This window comes from Marispirochaeta aestuarii, from assembly GCF_002087085.1.
GTDB lineage: Bacteria > Spirochaetota > Spirochaetia > JC444 > Marispirochaetaceae > Marispirochaeta > Marispirochaeta aestuarii.
On record NZ_MWQY01000008.1, the window covers coordinates 152,639 to 172,488 of the forward strand.

Genomic DNA, 19,850 nt, shown 5'->3' on the forward strand with positions numbered 1-19,850 from the left:
AATGATTGATTATACAAAACCCATTGCAGAAACAAACAGGTTTATCGTCCTCGACAAATACACCAAGGAATGGCAGGTTGCTGAAAGCTATCAAAGTGAAGCCGATCTGGAGCGGGAGCTCATTGAAGACCTGCAAAACCAGGGCTATGAATACCTTCCAGACCTGAACTCGTCGGATAAAATGCTGGCTAATGTGCGTAAACAGCTTCAGGTTTTGAATGGCGTAACCTTCCAGGAGGGTGAGTGGAAACGCTTTGTTGAACAATACCTGGACAAACCCGGCGATACTCTCATCGACAAAACCCGTAAAATACATGATGACTATATCCATGATTTTGTCTTTGATGACGGCCATATTGAAAACATTTACCTTCTGGACAAAAAAAATATTGCCCGCAATAAGGTTCAGGTCATTAAACAGTTTGAACAGACCGGCTCCCAGGCCAATCGCTATGATGTAACGATTCTGGTAAACGGTTTGCCCTTGGTACAAATCGAACTGAAAAAACGCGGCGTGGCTATCAGGGAAGCCTTTAATCAGGTGCACCGCTACAGTAAAGAGAGTTTCAATACTGAGAACTCTTTATTTAAATATCTGCAGCTTTTTGTCATTTCCAACGGTACCGACAGCCGCTATTTTGCCAATACAACCAAACGTGATAAAAACAGCTTTGACTTTACCATGAATTGGGCGAAAGCCGACAATACCCTGATAAAAGATCTTAAAGACTTTACCGCTACCTTTTTCCAGAAAAACACTCTGCTGAACGTGTTGCTCCATTACTCGGTATTTGATGTCAGTGATACCTTGCTGGTCATGCGTCCCTACCAGATTGCCGCCACGGAACGTATTTTGTGGAAAATTAAAAGCTCCTGGCAAGCCAAAAACTGGAGCAAGACAGAAAGCGGCGGGTATATTTGGCACACCACCGGTTCGGGTAAGACCTTGACGAGCTTTAAGGCTGCCCGTTTGGCTACCGAACTGCATTTTATTGATAAAGTGTTTTTTGTGGTGGATCGAAAAGACCTGGACTATCAAACCATGAAGGAATACCAGCGCTTCTCTCCCGATAGCGTCAATGGTTCCGACAGCACCGCCGGTTTAAAACGCAATCTTGATAAAGATGACAATAAGATTATCGTAACAACCATTCAAAAGCTCAATAACCTGATGAAAAGTGAAGGCAGCCTGCCTGTTTACCAGAAACAGGTTGTCTTTATCTTTGATGAGGCACACCGCAGCCAGTTTGGAGAAGCCCAAAAGAACCTGAAGAAGAAATTCAAACAGTATTACCAGTTCGGTTTTACCGGTACTCCCATCTTTCCGGAAAATGCCCTGGGAGCGGAAACCACAGGCAGTGTATTCGGACGGGAGTTGCATTCGTATGTCATAACCGATGCCATACGGGATGAGAAAGTACTGAAATTTAAAGTTGATTATAACGATGTTCGCCCAAAGTTTAAAAACATTGAAAGCGAGCAGGACGAGAAAAAGCTCACCGCCGCGGAAAACAAGCAGGCCCTGCTGCATCCCGACCGTATAACTGAGATTACCCAGTACATCTTGAATAATTACAGGCAAAAAACTCATCGTTCCCACGCCGGAGCCAAGGGCTTTAATGCCATGTTTGCCGTAAGCAGTGTTGATGCTGCCAAAGCCTATTATGAATCCTTTAAAAACATGCAGAAGGAACCCGACGGCAATAAAAAGCTGAATGTGGCCACCATATTCTCTTTTGCCGCCAATGAAGAACAGGACGCTGTTGGTGAGATCCTTGATGAGAGCTTTGAGGTTTCAGCAATGGAGAGCAGTGCCAAGGAATTCTTGAGCGCTGCTATAGCTGACTATAATACTGCTTTTAAAACCAACTTTGGTGTAGACAGCAGAGGCTTTCAAAACTATTACCGCGATCTCGCCCAGCGGGTAAGAAATCAGGAAGTAGATTTGCTGATTGTGGTGGGCATGTTCCTGACAGGCTTCGATGCACCGACTCTGAACACCCTGTTTGTTGATAAAAACCTGCGTTACCACGGCTTAATGCAGGCCTTCTCACGTACAAATCGTATTTACGATGCGACAAAAACCTTTGGGAATATCATTACTTTCCGGGATCTGGAACCGGCTACAGTCGATGCTATTACCTTGTTCGGTGATAAAAACACCAAAAACGTTGTATTGGAAAAAAGTTATAAGGAGTACATGGAAGGTTTTACCGATATCACCACCGGCGAGGCCCGCCGTGGATATCTGGATGTGGTAGCAGAATTACAAAGACGTTTCCCAAATCCTGAAGAGATAGAAAAAGAGAAGGACAAAAAAGAGTTCGTCAAACTCTTTGGCGAGTATTTAAGGGTTGAAAACATACTTAATAACTACGATGAGTTTGCCGGCTTGAAAGCTTTGCAAAACGTCAATCTGGATGACCCCGAGGCGGTCGAAGCATTTAAGGAAAGACATTATCTGGATGATGACGACCTCACCGAGATGAAATCCATTGATGTTCCATCAGAACGCTTGATTCAGGATTACCGTTCTACTTATAACGACACCCGCGATTGGCTGCGTCGCGAGAAAGACGCTGACCAAAGAGATTCTTCCGGTATTGATTGGGATGATGTGGTTTTTGAAGTTGACTTGCTTAAATCCCAGGAAATAAACCTGGATTACATTCTTGAACTGATTTTTGAAAACAACAAAAGGAACAAGAGCAAGGCAGAATTAATTGAAGAGGTGAGAAGACTTCTGCGTTCCAGCCTGGGCAACCGTGCCAAAGAAAGCTTGATGGTGGATTTTATTAATCAGACTGACCTGGATGATATGGACGACAAGGCAAGTATCATTGATGCGTTCTTTACATTTGCGCAAGCAGAACAAAAGCGTGAGGCTGATGAACTCATTCGTTCTGAAAGTTTAAATGAAGAAGCCGCAAGGCGTTACATTACATCATCATTAAAGCGAGAGTTTGCCAGTGAAAATGGTACTGAATTGAATTCAACTCTGCCTAAAATGAGCCCTCTTAATCCGCAATACAAAGCAAAAAAACAAAGTGTTTTCCAAAAAATTGCTGCATTTGTAGAAAAATATAAAGGCGTCGGAGGTCATCTATGACAAAAGCATTGTTTTTCCTGGTAGCGGCGATCCTGATACTCTCCATGTTCACCGGATGCCTGCCCAGGGAAACCCATCTGGCGGGAGAACGGCCCGCGGGCTTTCTTATGGGAATCTGGCACGGCTGGATTGCCCCAATCTCGCTGATAGTCGGGATATTCAGGCCCGGAGTCCGGGTTTACGAGCCCTTCAACAGCGGCTGGTGGTACGATTTCGGCTTCTACATCGCCATCATTTCCGGTTTCGGGGGAATCAGCCTGACCCGTAAAAAGGCATCCGCTCACAGACAAAACCTCTGATTAGCCTACAAGCTTTTCTTGCATTGCGCTCAATACGCATATATGATAAACCGTATAAAGATTTTCTTCGAACCGCCGGACCTGCAAGATATATATCCATGGTACGGCGGTCGATGGGTACAGCGGGAAACTGATGTGCCTCCCGTGATTGGAAAGGAGAGAATATCAAAGACCTGTTTAACCGCGAAATAAACTACCTGCGTATATCCATTACCGACAAGTGCAACCTGCGCTGCACCTACTGCATGCCCGACGGAGAAGTCCCCCGACGGAAACACTCGGACTTCCTGAGCTTCGAAGAGATTACCCGCATCGCAGAAGTCGCCGTCTCCCTGGGAATTCGAAAGGTGCGTCTGACCGGCGGAGAACCCCTGGTCAAGCGGGGAATATGTGATCTTGTCGCGATGCTGAAAGCCCTCCCCGGCCTGGAGCACCTTGCAATGACCACCAACGGGGTACTCCTGGGAAGCATGGCCCGGGAACTCAAAAACTCTGGCCTCGACAGCATGAACATATCCCTGGACAGCCTGAACCCTGAACGCTACCATCGGATAAGCCGGGTAGGAGACCTCAGCGTTACCCTGGCAGGAATCGAAAGCGCCCGAAGACTCGGCTTTCCCATCAAGATCAACACTGTGGTAATGGACGATACCCCGGAGGGGGAGATCGCGGCCCTGGCGGAGTTCTGCCGCCGGAACGGTTTCCGTCATCAGCTTATCAACCACTACAGCCTGAGCGCGGACAAGAAGGACAACTACAGCTTCGACAGACCGCCGAAATGCTCTGCCTGCAACAGGATCCGCCTCCTGGCGGATGGAAAGCTGAAGCCCTGTCTGCATTCGGACCATGAGGTTCAAGTAGATATGAACGACATTGCCGGTTCGATCCGGGCCACGATTGAGAAAAAACCCGAACGGGGCGGCATCTGCTCGAACCGCTCCATGGTCGAGATTGGAGGATAAGATGGAACTGAGCCACGTAGATGCCGCCGGCAACGCCCGCATGGTGGATGTTTCCGCGAAACCGAAGGTATTGCGCACCGCCTCCGCCGCGGGGAGCATCCACATGAAGCCGGAAACCGCGGAACTTATCCGGAAGAACGGAATACAGAAAGGGGATGTCCTTACCACCGCCAAGATCGCCGGCATCAACGGCGCCAAACAGACGGCAAGCTTGATTCCCCTCTGCCACAGCATCGCCATCGACCATGTTGACCTGGAGTTCGAAGTCTTCGAAAGCGGGGTTCATATCCGCTCCCGTGCGGTCTGCACGGACAAGACGGGCATAGAAATGGAGGCCCTTACGGCGGTCAGCGTAGCAGCCCTTACCATCTATGATATGTGCAAGGCGGCGGACAAGTCCATGCGAATCGGCGAAATCCGTCTACTGGAAAAAACCAAGGAAGAACGGACCTGAAGACCATGAGAAAATCCTTTACAATCCTGTCCATAAACATCTCCGAGAAAGCAGGGGAACAGAAGACCCCCGTACCCCGGGCAACCCTGCGCCCCGACCACGGCCTCGAGGGGGATGCCCACGCCAGAAACTGGCACCGTCAGATATCCCTCCTGGCGGACGAGGACGTGGATACCATGCGGGGCAAAGGGGTTGAGCTCAAAGCCGGAGACTTCGCAGAGAATATAACCACCCGGGGTGTGGATCTTGCCTCCCTTCCGGTGGGAACAAAGCTGTACCTGGGGAAAACAGTGCTCGAGGTAACCCAGCACGGCAAGGCCTGCCACCATGACTGCGAGGTTTTCCGCAAGGTTGGAGACTGCGTAATGCCCCGGAAAGGGATCTTCGCCAGGATCCTTGAAGGGGGAGAGATCAGCTGTGAAACTCTCTGTTATTACGATATCTGACCGGGCATCCAGGGGAGAATACCAGGACCTTTCCGGACCGGCGATTATGGAACTGCTGAGGGACTCCTTTCCCGGGGCCGATATCCGGAGTGTCATCGTTCCCGATGATGCCGACGCCCTCCTTTCCGCCTTTACAGCCCACGCCGACGCGGACTATATCCTGACCACCGGAGGAACCGGGATCTCCCCGCGGGACATTACCCCGGAGACCACGGAAAAATGGTGCGAAAAAGCCCTCCCGGGGATCGCGGAGTTGCTGCGGGCCAAATCCTACAAAGAGACCCCCAACGCCCTCTTTTCCCGGGGGTACGCGGGAATCAGGGGAAGGACCATCGTGGTCAACTTCCCCGGCTCCGTCAAAGCAGTCCGTTTCTGCACCGGACTCCTTGTACCCGTAATGGAACACGGAGTGCGGATGCTCCGGGGCGAAGGCCATGGTTGAGCTCTTCCGTCTCAGCCGTCCTGAGGATGCCCTTGAGGCCCTGCTCTCCGCCCTTCCCTCCGGCACCTTCCGCCGGGAAACCCTGCCCCTTGAAGAGGCCCTGGGACGGGTCTGTTCTCGGGAGATCCGTTCCCCCCAGGCCCTTCCCTCCTTTGTGCGCAGCACCATGGACGGTTACGCCCTCAGGGCTGCGGATACCTACGGTGCCAGCGAAGGACTCCCGGCCTACCTGCAGCTCACCGGAGAGGTCCCCATGGGCGCAGCCCCCTCCTTCAGTCTCAAAAAAGGCGAATGCGCCCTGGTCCACACCGGCGGCATGATTCCCGAAGGTTCCGACGCCGTTGTCATGGTGGAGCGTACCCAGAAATCCCGGGACGACGAGATCGAGGTCCTCCGCTCCGTCGCCGAAGGGGAGAACCTTGTCCAGATCGGCGAGGATGTGGCGGCAGGTTCCCTGGTCTTTCCCGCCGGCCACCTGCTGCGTCCCCAGGACATCGGCGGACTCAGCGCCCTTGGAATAGAGTCCCTCGAGGTAGCCGGAAAACCGAAGGTCGCGATTATCTCCACCGGAGACGAAGTCGTGCCTCCCGGGACCAGACCTGAACCCGGTCAAGTCCGGGACATCAACAGCTACACCCTCTCGGCCCTGATTTCCGATGCGGGAGGAATCCCCGTGAAAAAAGGTATCATCGCCGACGACTACAAGCTGATTCTCTCCGGCGCAAAAAGCGCCCTGGAAGAATCGGAGGCCCTGGTAATCTCCGCAGGTTCATCCGTCTCTGTTCGGGATGTGACCGCCGAGGTAATCGACGAGCTCGGAAAACCGGGGGTCCTTGTTCACGGTGTTTCCATCAAGCCCGGTAAACCGACGATTCTGGCGGTCTGCGACGGAAAACCGGTTATCGGACTGCCGGGGAATCCCGTCAGCGCCTTCGTCGCGGCCAGGCTTTTTCTGCTCCCCCTGGTCAGGAGGCTGCTGGGAACAGAGGAAAACCCGCTGAATACGGCAGAGCGAAGTGTCCGGGCCCGGCTTTCCCGGAACATCGCCTCCAGTGCCGGCAGATCGGACTATGTTCCCGTCAGGCTCATCCACGGGAAGCAGGAATTACCGGAAGCAGAGCCGGTTTTCGGCAAATCGAACCTGATCTACACCCTGATCCGCGCCGACGGACTTGTCAGCATCCCCGAGGAGGCCAACGGACTGCACCGGGATGACGAAATAACAGTGCGGCTGTTTTAAGAGCTGTTTTAAGAAAGGAATCGGATATGCAACGGCGAATTTATCTGGACGACATCCCTCTGCCCGAAGCCCGGGAGCGGATGTCCAAATTTCTTCGGAACAACAATCTTGCAGGACCCCTGGAAGCTGAGAAAATTCCCCTCTCTGAAGCTGCGGGCAGAATAAGCGCGGAGCCGGTCTGGGCCTCCCTCTCCTCGCCGGGTTACCACGCCTCGGCCATGGATGGGTACGCCGTAAAGTCAAAAGAGAGTTCCGGGGCCACGGAAACCTCCCCGGTGCGGATTCCCCTGGGACCTGAAGGTCCCGCTTCCTACGTCGACACCGGCGACCCCATGCCCCCCTGGGCCGATGCGGTGGTAATGATAGAGAACGCCGAGCTCGTGGACGACGACACAGCCATCGAAATCCGTGCCGCCGTGGCCCCCTGGACTTCCGTCCGCCCCATGGGTGAAGACCTGGTAGCCACAGAGCTTGTTCTTCCGGCCAATCACTGCCTGAGTCCCGTCGATTTGGGGGCCATAGCCGGAAGCGGCCACGCCACCGTGTCGGTGCGGAGAAAACCGGTGGTCGTCATCATTCCCACGGGCACCGAACTCATCAGCCCCGAAGAGGCTGAAAGCCGGGCCATGAAACCGGGGGAGATTATCGAGTACAACTCCCTGATGCTGGCTGCCCAGGTTGAATCCTGGGGCGGGGAGGCCCGGCGCTATTCAACGGTTATCGACGATCCTGAGCTGATCCGAAGGGCTCTGGCCCGGGCAGCCGGGGAGGCGGACCTGGTGGTAATGATCGCCGGGTCCTCCGCCGGCAGCGAGGACTACAGCGCTTCGGTAATCGGAGACCTGGGGGAGGTCTTTGTCCACGGAATCGCCGTAAAACCGGGGCATCCGGTTATTCTGGGTATGGTAAAGGGTACCCCGCCGGTACCGGTCATCGGATCTCCCGGCTACCCGGTATCCTGTGCCCTGACCGGGGAGATCTTCATCGAACCGATCCTCTCCCAGTGGCTCGGCCGGAGCGGCAGACAGCGGCCGGAAACTGAGGCCGTAATGAGCCGTAAACTCCACTCCGCCGCCGGAGCCGAGGAGTTTGTCCGGGTGGCCCTGGGAGAAGTGGACGGAAAAACCGTAGCCGCCCCCCTGCAGCGGGGAGCAGGGGTAATCAGCTCCCTGGTAAAGGCGGACGGAATCCTGCGCATCCCCGCCCTCTCGGAAGGGGTGGACGCCGGTGAGATGGTCCGGGTCAGCCTGCTCCGGGACCCGGCAGAAATCAGACGAACCATCGTGCATATCGGGAGCCATGATATATGCCTTGACGTGCTGGCCCAGTACATCGCCGGGCGTTCCTCCCGTTTTACCAGCTCCAACGCCGGCAGTCTCGGCGGGCTTGTCGCCCTTAAACGGGGAGAAGCCCATGTCGCGGGCTCCCACCTTCTGGATCCGGACACCGGAAACTTCAACGACAGCTACATACGGCGCTACCTGTCAGGAGAGAAGGTGGCGGTCATCAGCTTTGTCCACCGGGAGCAGGGTCTCATTACCGCCAAGGGGAATCCGAAGGGGATACGGGACTTTTCCGACCTGACCCGGGAGGACCTGCGCTATGTTAACCGGCAGCGGGGAGCAGGAACCAGGGTGCTCCTGGACTACAACCTGGAGCAGCTGGGTATCGATCCCGAACAGGTTCCCGGTTACCGGAGGGAGGAGTATACCCACCTGGCGGTCGCCGCGGCGGTGCAGTCGGGAGCAGCGGACTGCGGCCTGGGAATCGCCGCAGCGGCCATGGCCCTGGACCTCGACTTCATTCCCCTGGCCCATGAACGGTATGAGCTGGTTACCCTGGAGCGCTTCTTCGAAGGACCTGTTCTCAAGCCCCTGCTGGAGGTCCTGGAGGATCAGGAATTCCGGAAAACCGTCGACTCCATGGCGGGATACGCAACGGCCGATATGGGCAGGGTCCGCAAAATCGAGGCCTGACCCCGGGATTCTGAACAGTACATTTGCATTTCTGACTGAAACGTTTATAATTATCAGGCGGAGGAAGTCAGATGGACAGACGGGAATTCCTTAAGATGCTGGGACGCTTCAGCGTCGCCGCCGGCATGGCGGCCCTGGCGGGCGGAAGGAGGCCTCTCTTCGCTCAAGCAAACGGAACTTCAGCCTGGGATCTGGCTGCCGTCATGGGGGGAGAACCGGGGGATATGTTCGACGCCGGAATCGCCTCCTTCGGCGGTATGCCGTCCTTTGTAAAACCCGGGCAGTCGGTCTGCATAAAGGTCAACGCCAGCTGGAACGCTCCGCCCGAGCGGGGAGCCACCACATCCCCGTCCCTGGTTGAGCGGATCGTCCGGCGCTGCCGGGAAGCAGGAGCCTCCCGGGTCTACGTGCTGGACCATACCATCGAGAACGCGAAGCTTGCCTTCTCTTCCACGGGCATCGAAGAAGCGGCCAGAACCGGCGGTGCACAGATCGTCCCGGCCAACTCCAGGGGCTACTACCAGGAACTCTCCGTTCCCGGAGCACAGCGGCTCAGGTCGGTTATGGTTCACGAGCTTCTTCTTGAAACGGATGTATTTATCAACGTTCCCATCCTGAAGCACCACGGCAGCACCACCATTACCAGCGCCATGAAAAACCTCATGGGGGTAATCTGGGATCGGGGCTACTACCACGCCAACGACCTTCACCGCTGCATCGCCGAGTTTCCCCTGCTTGTCAAACCCGACCTGAACGTCGTTGATGCCTATACGGTCATGAACTCCGGCGGTCCCCGGGGCTTCTACTCCGGCTCGGACCTATCCGTTCGAAAGATGCAGATAATCTCCCCGGATATCGTCGCCGTCGACGCCGCGGCCGCCCGAACATGGGGCACCGAGCCCGAAAAAGTCCGCTACATCGGGCTGGCTCACGGTTTCGGTCTGGGAGAATCCAATCTGGAGGCCCTGAGAATCAACAGGATACGGGTGTGAAGCGGACAAAGTCCGCCGGGATGTATCCCGCCCTCAGGATTCTACGTATTCTGACAGCCGCTCTTGTTCTCGCCGGTTTTGTCGCGGGGATGAGCTTAAGCAGCATCTTCTTTGACAGGATACTTTCTCTGCTTGTATCCGTCCAGTTCCTTCCGGCTCTCCTGCGGCTGCTGCTTTCCGGCACAGCTCTGGCCATTTCCGCACTGGTTCCGCTTCTTGTAATCGGAGTCCTGACCTTCCTTGTCGGCAGGGTCTACTGTTCGGTGCTTTGCCCCCTGGGAATTCTGCAGGATCTGCTGCTCTTTCTCAGCAGAAAACTCGGGCGGCGAAACATGCGCCATGAGCCATCCCGCATGGGTATTCATGCAGCCGTCTGGTCAGCCTCCGTTATTCTTGCCGCCGCCGGTCTGCCCGTCCTGCTCAGTCTGCTGGAACCCTACGCCTTTTTCGGCAGAATCCATCGGGACGTCTTTGTCCCCCTGACGACCCTTTCCAGCACAGCAATCGTTGAGATATTGAAGAACTACGAGATATACCTGGCGCCCGTCCCCTTCCGGGGGGAGCTGCGGGCGGTACTCTCCAGCCTTGCCCTTCTTGCAACCCTGATATTTCTGACCCTGCGATGGGGCCGCTGGTACTGCAACCGGCTCTGCCCCGCGGGCTTCATGCTGAGACTTTTAAGCATTCATCCTGTTTTCGGCCTGCGGCTCAAACGGGAGGATTGTATAACCTGCGGACTCTGCACCAGGGTCTGCCGGGCCGCCTGCATTGACCTTGAGAACCATTCCCTAGCGACTGACCGCTGCGTCCTCTGCTTCGACTGCGCTGCAGCCTGCCCCACCGGAGCCATAGCCTTCCAGCCTGCACGGAATCATTCCCCTGATGTCAGGGATATCTCCCGGCGAAGGGCCCTTCTCAGCGCCGCAGGTACCCTGCTCGCCGCCGGATCAGCCTGGGCCCTGAGCCCCTTAAAGAATCTGGAGGGACCGCCAGCCCTTCCGGAGACGGATACCGGCAATCCCGAACAGCCCGTCCTGCCGCCGGGAGCGATATCCCGTTCCCATTACAGCGCCCGCTGCATCTCCTGCCATACCTGCGTATCCTCCTGCCCTACCCACGTACTGCAGCCCTCCTTTTTTGCCCTGGGCCTGCGGGGATTTCTGCAGCCTGTAATGGACTACCGCAGCGGCTACTGCGAGTGGGAGTGCAACACCTGTTCCACCGTCTGTCCCACCGGGGCCATCGCCCCGATTCAGCTCAAAGAGAAGAAGATGCTGCAGATGGGAACGGTAGACTTCATCCAGGACCGCTGCGTGGTATTCACCGAAGGGACAGCCTGCGGGGCCTGCGCGGAAGTCTGCCCCACCGGAGCCGTGTGGATGGCCCCCTACCAGGGTGAGCTGACCCAGCCCCTGACGGACACGGCTTTCTGTTCCGGCTGCGGCAGCTGCCAGCACGCCTGTCCGGTGGAAGGAGAAAAGGCAATACTTGTCCAGGGACTTGAAGAGCATGGAAGACGGAAGGAAAAACCTGTCGACCAGCAGGAGGAAGAAGAACCGGGTTCCCCCGGCGAGGAATTCGAGGAGTTTCCCTTTTAGCTTTTCCCGCTTATGGTGCTTTCATATTCCGGAAAATAACGTCCGATTACCTGCAGATCAAAACTCCTGAGAATAGATTCCTTGGGTTCATGTTCCAGAAGAAACTGAAAGGATTCTTTTATCAGCCGTTCTTTATCCCCGGTACCCCCCGTCAGTTTCTGAAAATAGGTATCATCCAGGCGGACCGTATGTTTTGTGACACTCCCGCCTTCCGTGACACTTACAATAAAGGTATTCTGGTTTTCTTTTCGGACATCGACCATGGCATCCCTCCATCTGCGGACTGGTATCTGCTGCTTTTAGAGGTAAGAACTATCAGTACAAACGTACAGTGGAGGCTTTGAAGGAGACAAACACCCTGGAACCGGGACTCAAACCAAGTTCCGCGCTGGATTCCCCGGTAACACGAGAGGTAAGGACAAGATTCTCCACCCTTACCGCAACATCGATAAGGGGATGAGCCTGCTCCCTGTTTTTCACCGGCGTAACGGACTCCACCGTCCCGGGAAAGTTGTTCCGGGCCGATGAATGAAGAGCCTCCCGGGAGAGGATTATCCTGTCGTAGTCCACAACGGCCTTGGTAAAATCCCCCTCCAGGTCCGGACAGTGTATCGATACCCCGTCGGACACAAAGAGCCGCTCGTCCTTCTGTCCGGGAACCATTCTTCCGGGAAGGATATTCTCCCCTGCGGGAACAACCCTGCCCTCATCCAGGTGGACCAGCCGGTCGCAGATGCGGTAGGCGAAGGGGAGGTTATGGGTGCTCACGATTATTGTTGTCCCATAAAGATCACGTATGGAGGGCAGAAGCTTTTCAAAACGCCGGACGTTCTCCCGGTCGATACTGGATGTGGGTTCATCGAAAAGGATCACCTTGGGTCTCAATACCAGGGCCCTGGCAATGGCAACCCGCTGGATCTCCCCTCCGGAAAGAGCGTTGGACCGCCGCTTTTCAAAACCCTGGAGTCCTACCACCTCCAGAGCTTCCATAACCTTTTCCCTGATCTCACAGCCGGATTGCTTTCTGATCTTCAGGCCGTAGGCAATGTTGTCATATACCGTACCGCTCAAAAGCAGGGGGTTCTGGTGCAGATAGACGGTCTGTTCCCGCAGCGCCCTGCTCCTGCTCACATCCCTGCCCTCAAAGAGAATCCGCCCCTTTTCCAGGGGCAGCAACATGTTCAGAAGCTTCATAAGGGTCGTTTTACCCGAACCGTTGGGCCCCAGGAGCACGTGTATCCTGTTCTCCTGGAAGTCGAGCTCTTCCACAATCAGGGCCGGCTCCGAGTCATAACCGAATTCTATATTCTCAGCACGAAAAACGGGATTCTCAGACATCATTCTTTACCAGGCTGTGGGTTATGATATTGATACCCAGGGCGATGGCCAGCAGAATCAGCCCCAGGGAGATCCCCAGCTCGAACTGCCCCTTGCTGGTCTCCAGGGCAATGCTGGTGGTCATGGTACGGGTATACCAGCGGATATTGCCTCCCAGCATCATGGACACCCCCACCTCGCCTACGACCCTGCCGAATCCCGCCAGAACCGCGGAGATTATGATAAAGCGGGCCTCTATTATCGACGCCTTGAGCACGTCTCCGCGGCGGGCGCCCAGGGTTATCAGGGTCTCATGAAAACGGGGATCCATTCTGGAGAGCCCTGAGTAGACAAGGGATGTCAGGACCGGCAGCACCAGGAAAACCTGGCCGATAATGATAGCCCCGGGGGTGAAGAGCAGGTTCAGCTCCCCCAGGGGACCGGAGCGGGAGATAACGGAAAAAACAAGAAGACCGATAACCACGGTGGGAACCGCCATAAGGGCGCTCAACACGGAGATTATCGGCCGTTTGAAGGGGATCCTGCCGAAATGCAGAGCTATCCCCAGGGGAATACTCAAAAGGGAAGCGAAGAATGTGGAAGCCAGGGCCAGACGCAGGGAGGTAAAGGCGATGAAAAAGACCTCCCGGTCGCCTGACACTATCAGACGCAGAGCTTCCGTAAAAATGGAACCCATGGTACTCCCGGTTCTTCCGCCTTAACGGGCGTCGGGATAGAAGAGCTGTTCGCCGCCCTTCTTGAAATCTCCGATCAGCTGCTGACCCTTCCCGCTGACAATCCAGTCAATCAGGGCCATGGCGCCGTCAAAGTTCACATGGGGGTGAAGTTCAGGATTGACCGCGATGATGCCGTAGGGATTGAAGAGGGAGGCCTCGCCGTCGAAACACACCACCAGGTCGATGGAATCCTTCATGGCGATAAAGGTTCCCCGATCGGCAAGGGTATAGCCCTGAAGGTCATTGGTCATGGTTATTACCGCGCCCATTCCCTGTCCGGCCTCTTTATACCAGGAACCTTCGGGGGTAATCCCGGCACCCTCCCAGAGACTGAGTTCCTTAAAATGGGTCCCGGAATTGTCTCCCCGGGAAACGAAATCCGCCTCGGCCTCGGCTACCAGCTTGAGTGCCTCGGCAGCAGTCCCGGCCTCTCCGATTCCAGCGGGATCATCCTCAGGTCCGAGAACAACGAAATCGTTATACATTACGTCTTTCCGGTTTACCCCGTAACCGGCGTCGACAAACTTGTCTTCCTGGGCCCGGGCATGGACAAATACAACATCCACATCGCCCTTTTCGCCAAGACCAAGGGCAGCGCCGGTTCCGACGGCGATAACATCAACGGTGTATCCCGTGTCTTTGGTGAACTCCGGCAGCAGGAAGCCCAGAAGGCCGCTGTTGTCCGTACTGGTGGTGGTGGCAAGTTTTACCCTGGGATTCTCCGGGGCGGGGGCCTGTTCTTCAACTTTTGGTGACTGGGGGCTTTCAGCGGCGCCGCCTGCAAAAAGGGACATGGAAAACACTGCAAACAGCACGACGGCAAGAGTTATTGCCTTTTTCATTTGGGAACTCCTTTCCAAATTTCGGGAGGTTGCCTGATTTCTCAGCCAGCCCTTGGACAGCCATACGACTGCCCGGGACCGGTCGCCTTAGATCCGGAGACGAATCCTTAGGCTAACGGTTCGGAGAATGTCTGAAAGGGATTGTAGTATAGGAGGATCAGAAAATCAACAAAGCTCTATATTATTTTTCCGCCAGTCGCGGCACCCTGCCGGAAATGCGGGTGACGATCTCGTAGTTTATGGTCCCCAGAACTTCGGCCTGCTCCCCGGCTCCGATGAACTGGTCAGCCTGCGCCCCGATTATCACCACCTCGTCGCCTTCCTCGACCCTGCCCCTTAAAGGGCTTACATCGATAAGGCACTGGTCCATGCAGATCGTTCCCACCTGCCGGCAGCGCCGGCCGCCGACGAGCATCTCGATGCGGTTGCTCAAGGCCCGTGCGAGTCCGTCCCCATACCCCACAGGCACCGTGGCTATCAGGGACTGACGGGAGGTAATATAACTGTGACCATAACTCAACCCGGTGCCGGGAGAAACCTCCTTTAACTGGGTTATCGCGGTTTTCCAGCTCAGAACCGGTTTAAGCTCGTCCACCCGGGGATTGCGGATTTCGGAAGAGGGCTTTAATCCATACAGGGCGATTCCCGGCCTGCAGGCATCAAAGCAGGCACCGGAGACATCAAAGATCGCGGCGCTGTTGGCCATGTGGGTCTCAAAGTCCCTGAAGTCCGCGGTCTTTTCCACCAGGTCCCGGAACCGGCCAAGCTGTTCCAGGGAATACTCCGGGTCTCCCTCATCGGCCCGGGGAAAATGGCTCATGAATCCGGCAATCTTCAATCCCGGATACCCTGCAATCCTGGCCAGCACCGTGTCGGCCTCCCGGGGGCAGAATCCCACCCTTCCCATGCCGGTATCGAATTTCAGATGCACCCTGATATCCCGTCCCTGACGAAGCGCCTCCCTGGAGAGCGCCCGGAGCTGAATGTCCGTGGCCACTACAGGCTCAAATCCATGGGCGGCGATCTCCTGCGCGGTATCTCCCAGATCCGGAGACAGGATAATAAAGCGGGCATCAATCCCGTTTTCCGCCAGCTCCAGAGCCTCCTGCACCTGAGCGACCCCGAAGGTATCCACTCCCCGGGAGACAAGATGGGATGCCACAATACGAGCCCCGTGGCCGTAGGCATCGGCCTTGATGGCGGGCCATAAAGGCCGACCGCCGGCCAGCTCCCGCAGCAGAGAAAGGTTGTGGTCAAGATTCTTCAAGGATATGTATACCCTGGTCAGGGGAAGTCTGCTCATACTTTGCTCCGTCGGGAACCAAGAATACCATAGACCCCTGCCCGAGGGGAATAGATTTACAGTCGGCGTTTTTCTGATATGATACTGACACCATGGATACACAAAATCCTGCACTGAAGATCCGCAGCGAAGTCGGCCCCTTGAAAACAATCCTTCTCCACCGCCCGGGAGGGGAGCTGGAACGGCTTATTCCCAAATACCTGGACGAGATGCTCTTTGAAGATATTCCCTATCTGGCACAGATGCAGGCAGAACACGACAAGTTCGCCGAAGTGCTGCGGGCCAACGGAGCGGAAGTACTCTATTTTGAAAAACTCCTTGAGGATATCCTTGAGGCCGGGAAGGTAAAAGAGGCTGTCATCGCAGAAATTACCGCCGGGCTCAGGGTAAACTCAGCACCCTTAAAAGAGGACATCCGGGCTCTCCTTGCAGGGATGCCCCCCAGGGAACTCACTGCGACCCTGCTTTCGGGCCTTTCAAAGAAAGAGGTGCCCCATTCCGAGGCGGAAAAGAGACTCTCCTTCTACATAAAGGACGAATACCCCTTCTATATCGACCCCCTGCCGAACCTGTACTTCTCCCGGGACTACGGGACGGTCATAGGTACCCGGCTTTCGGTGAACACCATGAAAGCCCGGGCCCGGAAACGTGAGAGCATGCTGCTGCAGCATATCGCTGAGCATCATCCCCGCTTCAGAGGCTGCAGACTCTGGCACCGTCACAACGAACCGGACAGCATCGAGGGGGGAGACATCCTGGTTCTGAATGATTCGGTCATCGCCGTCGGCTGCAGCGCCCGGACCAGCCCGGAGGGAATCGAGACCCTGGCATCCAGGCTTTTCGCAGAGGACGAAACAGTACGGGAAGTCCTGGTTATCCAGATTCCTTTTACCCGGGCCTATATGCACCTGGATACGGTCTTTACCATGGTGGATGTGGACAAGTTCACCATCTTTCCCGGCATCGCCGATTCGGCCCATATATTTCGCCTGAGCCCCGGGGGGCAGAAAAACAGGGGGGGAATCCGCATACGCCAGGAGAAGAACCTGGCCAGGACTCTGGCAAAGAGTCTGAACCTCCCCGCAGTCAGGCTTATCGCCACCGGGGGCGGGGACACCTGGAGCGCCGAACGGGAACAGTGGAACGACAGCACCAATACCCTGGCAATCGCCCCGGGCAAGGTCATAACCTACAGGCGCAACATCCTCTCCAACGAGATCCTGCGGCAGAACGGCGTGGAAGTTCTGGAGATTGCAGGGTCGGAGCTGGTGCGGGGAAGGGGCGGCCCCAGGTGCATGAGCATGCCCCTGAGGCGCAGTTCTACAGGGTAAAGCCGCCGTCCACAGTAAGGATCTGTCCGGTCATCAGATCGGCATCCATGAGCAGACTGACAATAACCTGGGCGACATCGTCGGGGCTGCAGACTTTCTTTAGAGGAGTCCCTTCGGACATCCTCGCGATATGATCCTCCTTGCCTGAAACCCAGCGGGTGGTGACGATTCCCGGAGCGACGGCATTCACACGCACCTCCGGCGCCAGCACGTGGGCCAGGCTTCGGGTCAGGGTGCTGACCCCTCCCTTGGACACACAGTAGGGTATGGAACTTCCGGTTCCCAGGGCGGCAATGGAAGAGACGTTGACGATTGCTCCTCTGTTTTTTCTGAGCTCCGCAGCACAGGCGCGGCTCACCTTGAAGGTTCCCTTGATATTTACATCGAAAATGGAATCCCAGTGCTCGTCCCGGACGGCGTCCAGATCTTCCAGAGGGATGAACTCGGTTTTACCTGCATTATTAACCAGGTAATCGATGCGGCCGAAGCTCTCAAGGGTTGCGGCTGTCATCTTTTTGACTGCATCTTCATCGGCAATACTGGCACAGAAGGATATGGCTGTGCCCCCGGCAGCCCTGACATCCTTTACCGTTTTTTCAGCTTCATCCCGGGATCGGGAATAATTAATTACACACGCAACATTCCGCCTGGCCAGCATCAGGGCTGTGGACCGCCCTATGCCGGTGCCTCCGCCGGTTATGATTGCTACTTTGTTTTCCATGGTAAAGCTCCTCGAAAATTCGTAAGGGAAAATTAATCTGACAAGATCTTAGCATGAAAGCAGGGACTACAAAAACCAGCAGACAGCACAGGGCAAGCTGCATGAGAAAGAGCTCATCTATACAATGCGCACTTTTATACACATACGACGAACATACTGCCTTTACATCCGTGCAAATTTACACAGGCCTTATCCCATAGCTCATGACGATCTGATAAAAATCGTGTAAGGTTTTTGTTAGAAACGAAAACGGAGCCGCCATGCTGAAAAAATTCATACGCTACTACCGCCCCCATCTGAGCCTCTTTGTTATTGATATGTTAGTGGCCTCCGCCATGTCGCTGCTTCTGATCTTTTTCCCCTACATAACCCGGAACCTTCTGCGAAGCTATATACCGGAAAGCAATGTTCCCATGATCATCTGGTCCCTCGCGGCGCTTGGTTCAATCTGTCTGTTCATGCTCGTTTTGAATTATATCCGGATAAAATGGGGACATATCCTGGGTGTGCGCATGGAAGCCGATATGCGGAAGGATATTTTCCGGCATGTGCAGAAACTCTCCTTTACCTGGTTTGACAACACAAAAACCGGCCACATCATGTCCCGAATCTCCAATGATCTGAACATGATCGCCGAAGTCGCCCACCACGCCCCGGAGGACCTGTTGATATCCCTGGTGGTATTGATCGGAGCATATATCTTCATGTTCAGCTTCAGCTGGCCCCTGGCGCTCATCTCGCTGATTCCCTTCCCCTTCATGCTGATCTGGGGAATCATTTTCGGCGGCCGAATGCGCTCCGGCTTCCGGAAGGTGAGAAAGGAGATCGCCGAAATCAACAGCACCGTCGAAAACTCGGTCCAGGGAATCCGGGAGGTAAAGGCTTTCGCCAATGAAGAGCTCGAAGAGGAGAAATTCCACAATTCGAATACGACCTTCCGCTATGCCAAGGAGAACGCCTACACCGCCATGGCAGGCTTCCACTCGGTAATCCATTTTCTCCGGGACTCCTACTATCTCGTGGTCGTGGGCGGCGGAGTGCTGCTTATATTTCACGGGCTTATCGAGGTCTACGACCTGCTCTCCTTTGTACTTTTTGTGGGGATCATACTGCCCCCCATCGACAGACTGATCAACTTTAATGAGCAGCTGCAGCAGGGGACCGCCGCCTTCGAACGCTTTGTGGAAATCATGGAGATTGAACCCGACATCGCTGACCGTCCGGGATCAAAAACCCTCGCGGAGCACAGCAGGGAGATTCGCTTCAGGGATGTGCATTTCAGCTATGCCGGATCCCCCGAGCCGGTCCTGAAGGGAATCAACCTGACTGTCCCCTTCGGCAGCAAGGTGGCTCTGGTGGGTGAGTCGGGAGCCGGAAAAAGCACCCTGGTTTCGCTGATCCCCCGGTTCTACGAGGTCAGTCAGGGAGAGATCAGCATCGACGGGATGGATGTGAAAAACCTGACCCAGAAATCCCTCAGGGAGCAGACAGGAATCGTACAGCAGAACGTTTTTCTCTTCGACACCTCCTTACGGGAAAACATCATGTACGGCAATCCCCTGGCAACGGAAGAGGAGATGGTCCGGGCGGCAAGCTGGGCAAACATTCTGGATTTTATTCAAAGTCTGCCGGAGGGCTTCGATACCGAAGTGGGAGAACGGGGAGTAAAGCTGTCGGGAGGACAGAAGCAGCGTATAGCCATTGCCAGGGTCTTTCTGAAGAATCCCCCCATTCTGATCCTTGACGAGGCGACATCCGCCCTCGATACCGAATCGGAAGCCCTTATCCAAAATGCCATGTTCAGGCTGGCGGAAAACCGTACCACCATAATAATTGCCCACCGGCTTTCCACCGTCAGAAACGTTGACAGAATCTATGTAATGAAGGAGGGGCGTATCATTGAAGAGGGAGCACACTCTGAACTGCTGGCATTGAAAGGGTACTATGAACGATTATATACCCAGCGAAGACTCTGAAAAAAAGTTCAACATCAAATTTTAACCAAAATATCCTCCCGCAAGGGCTTCACAAAAAAAACAAGCCTTTACGGGGGAGAATTTCATTAATCTTTTTACAAATGA

General features: G+C 55.2%; 18 protein-coding genes and 2 riboswitches. Of the genes, 12 read left to right on the forward strand and 6 right to left on the reverse strand.

All coding sequences use genetic code 11. From position 1 onward, the window contains the following. Position 1: 1 nt before the first annotated feature. The 10 genes from B4O97_RS08715 to B4O97_RS08755 all read left to right on the forward strand — a co-directional run bounded on the left by B4O97_RS08715 (position 2) and on the right by B4O97_RS08755 (position 11,518). On the forward strand, positions 2 to 3,109 hold the full coding sequence (locus B4O97_RS08715; protein ID WP_083050078.1) for an HsdR family type I site-specific deoxyribonuclease: 3,108 nt from the start codon (positions 2 to 4) through the stop codon (positions 3,107 to 3,109). After that, positions 3,106 to 3,408 carry a hypothetical protein gene (locus B4O97_RS08720; protein ID WP_083050080.1) on the forward strand — a complete coding sequence of 101 codons (303 nt, stop codon included), beginning with the start codon at positions 3,106 to 3,108 and terminating at the stop codon, positions 3,406 to 3,408. The genes B4O97_RS08715 and B4O97_RS08720 overlap by 4 nt, the downstream gene beginning before the upstream one ends. Before the next feature lie 53 nt (positions 3,409 to 3,461). Beyond that, positions 3,462 to 3,583: riboswitch (molybdenum cofactor riboswitch) on the forward strand. A gap of 34 nt (positions 3,584 to 3,617) precedes the next feature. Beyond that, positions 3,618 to 4,370: a GTP 3',8-cyclase MoaA gene (locus B4O97_RS08725; RefSeq protein WP_269844554.1), complete on the forward strand. Its 753-nt coding sequence runs from the start codon at positions 3,618 to 3,620 to the stop codon at positions 4,368 to 4,370. A 1-nt stretch (position 4,371) separates the two neighbouring features. Beyond that, positions 4,372 to 4,824 (forward strand): cyclic pyranopterin monophosphate synthase MoaC, encoded by a 453-nt coding sequence (gene moaC, locus B4O97_RS19230; protein WP_198947042.1) that lies wholly within the window; start codon positions 4,372 to 4,374, stop codon positions 4,822 to 4,824. 5 nt (positions 4,825 to 4,829) lie between these two features. Beyond that, positions 4,830 to 5,270, forward strand: a complete 441-nt coding sequence (locus tag B4O97_RS19235; protein ID WP_096348863.1) for an MOSC domain-containing protein — start codon at positions 4,830 to 4,832, stop codon at positions 5,268 to 5,270. Beyond that, positions 5,242 to 5,712: a MogA/MoaB family molybdenum cofactor biosynthesis protein gene (locus tag B4O97_RS08735; RefSeq protein WP_083050082.1), complete on the forward strand. Its 471-nt coding sequence runs from the start codon at positions 5,242 to 5,244 to the stop codon at positions 5,710 to 5,712. The genes B4O97_RS19235 and B4O97_RS08735 overlap by 29 nt, the downstream gene beginning before the upstream one ends. After that, a complete protein-coding gene (locus tag B4O97_RS08740; protein WP_083050084.1) occupies positions 5,705 to 6,952 on the forward strand; it encodes a molybdopterin-binding protein in 1,248 nt (415 codons plus the stop codon). Before B4O97_RS08735 ends, B4O97_RS08740 begins: the two co-directional genes overlap by 8 nt. A gap of 26 nt (positions 6,953 to 6,978) precedes the next feature. Further along, positions 6,979 to 8,928, forward strand: a complete 1,950-nt coding sequence (locus B4O97_RS08745) for a molybdopterin biosynthesis protein (RefSeq protein ID WP_083050086.1) — start codon at positions 6,979 to 6,981, stop codon at positions 8,926 to 8,928. 71 nt (positions 8,929 to 8,999) lie between these two features. Then, on the forward strand, positions 9,000 to 9,920 hold the full coding sequence (locus B4O97_RS08750) for a DUF362 domain-containing protein (RefSeq protein WP_083050087.1): 921 nt from the start codon (positions 9,000 to 9,002) through the stop codon (positions 9,918 to 9,920). After that, complete coding sequence (locus tag B4O97_RS08755; RefSeq protein ID WP_158084221.1) at positions 9,917 to 11,518, forward strand: 4Fe-4S dicluster domain-containing protein; 1,602 nt, start codon at positions 9,917 to 9,919, stop codon at positions 11,516 to 11,518. Before B4O97_RS08750 ends, B4O97_RS08755 begins: the two co-directional genes overlap by 4 nt. Here the strand turns inward: B4O97_RS08755 and B4O97_RS08760 are convergent. From B4O97_RS08760 to alr, 5 genes are all read right to left on the reverse strand, one after another. Further along, entirely contained in the window at positions 11,515 to 11,781 is a 267-nt protein-coding gene (locus tag B4O97_RS08760; RefSeq protein WP_083050091.1) for a hypothetical protein, read from the reverse strand. The two genes, B4O97_RS08755 and B4O97_RS08760, sit on opposite strands and share 4 nt — an antisense overlap. Positions 11,782 to 11,833: 52 nt before the next feature. After that, positions 11,834 to 12,856, reverse strand: coding sequence for an ATP-binding cassette domain-containing protein (locus B4O97_RS08765; RefSeq protein WP_158084222.1), 1,023 nt, complete (start codon positions 12,854 to 12,856; stop codon positions 11,834 to 11,836). Then, complete coding sequence (locus B4O97_RS08770) at positions 12,849 to 13,532, reverse strand: ABC transporter permease (protein WP_083050095.1); 684 nt, start codon at positions 13,530 to 13,532, stop codon at positions 12,849 to 12,851. The genes B4O97_RS08765 and B4O97_RS08770 overlap by 8 nt, the downstream gene beginning before the upstream one ends. A gap of 21 nt (positions 13,533 to 13,553) precedes the next feature. Beyond that, on the reverse strand, positions 13,554 to 14,414 hold the full coding sequence (locus tag B4O97_RS08775; RefSeq protein WP_198947043.1) for a substrate-binding domain-containing protein: 861 nt from the start codon (positions 14,412 to 14,414) through the stop codon (positions 13,554 to 13,556). Then, a riboswitch (molybdenum cofactor riboswitch) is annotated at positions 14,406 to 14,552 on the reverse strand. It overlaps the preceding gene by 9 nt. Before the next feature lie 43 nt (positions 14,553 to 14,595). Continuing rightward, entirely contained in the window at positions 14,596 to 15,717 is a 1,122-nt protein-coding gene (alr, locus tag B4O97_RS08780; RefSeq protein ID WP_083050097.1) for an alanine racemase, read from the reverse strand. 92 nt (positions 15,718 to 15,809) lie between these two features. Between alr and B4O97_RS08785 the strand changes: the two genes are divergently transcribed. After that, positions 15,810 to 17,048, forward strand: a complete 1,239-nt coding sequence (locus tag B4O97_RS08785) for an arginine deiminase (RefSeq protein ID WP_083050103.1) — start codon at positions 15,810 to 15,812, stop codon at positions 17,046 to 17,048. Here the strand turns inward: B4O97_RS08785 and B4O97_RS08790 are convergent. Beyond that, entirely contained in the window at positions 17,038 to 17,769 is a 732-nt protein-coding gene (locus B4O97_RS08790; protein ID WP_083050104.1) for an SDR family NAD(P)-dependent oxidoreductase, read from the reverse strand. The genes B4O97_RS08785 and B4O97_RS08790 overlap by 11 nt on opposite strands. Before the next feature lie 260 nt (positions 17,770 to 18,029). Here B4O97_RS08790 and B4O97_RS08795 point away from each other — a divergent pair, with 260 nt between their 5' ends. Further along, positions 18,030 to 19,745 (forward strand): ABC transporter ATP-binding protein, encoded by a 1,716-nt coding sequence (locus B4O97_RS08795; protein WP_083050106.1) that lies wholly within the window; start codon positions 18,030 to 18,032, stop codon positions 19,743 to 19,745. The last annotated feature ends 105 nt before the right edge of the window (positions 19,746 to 19,850 follow it).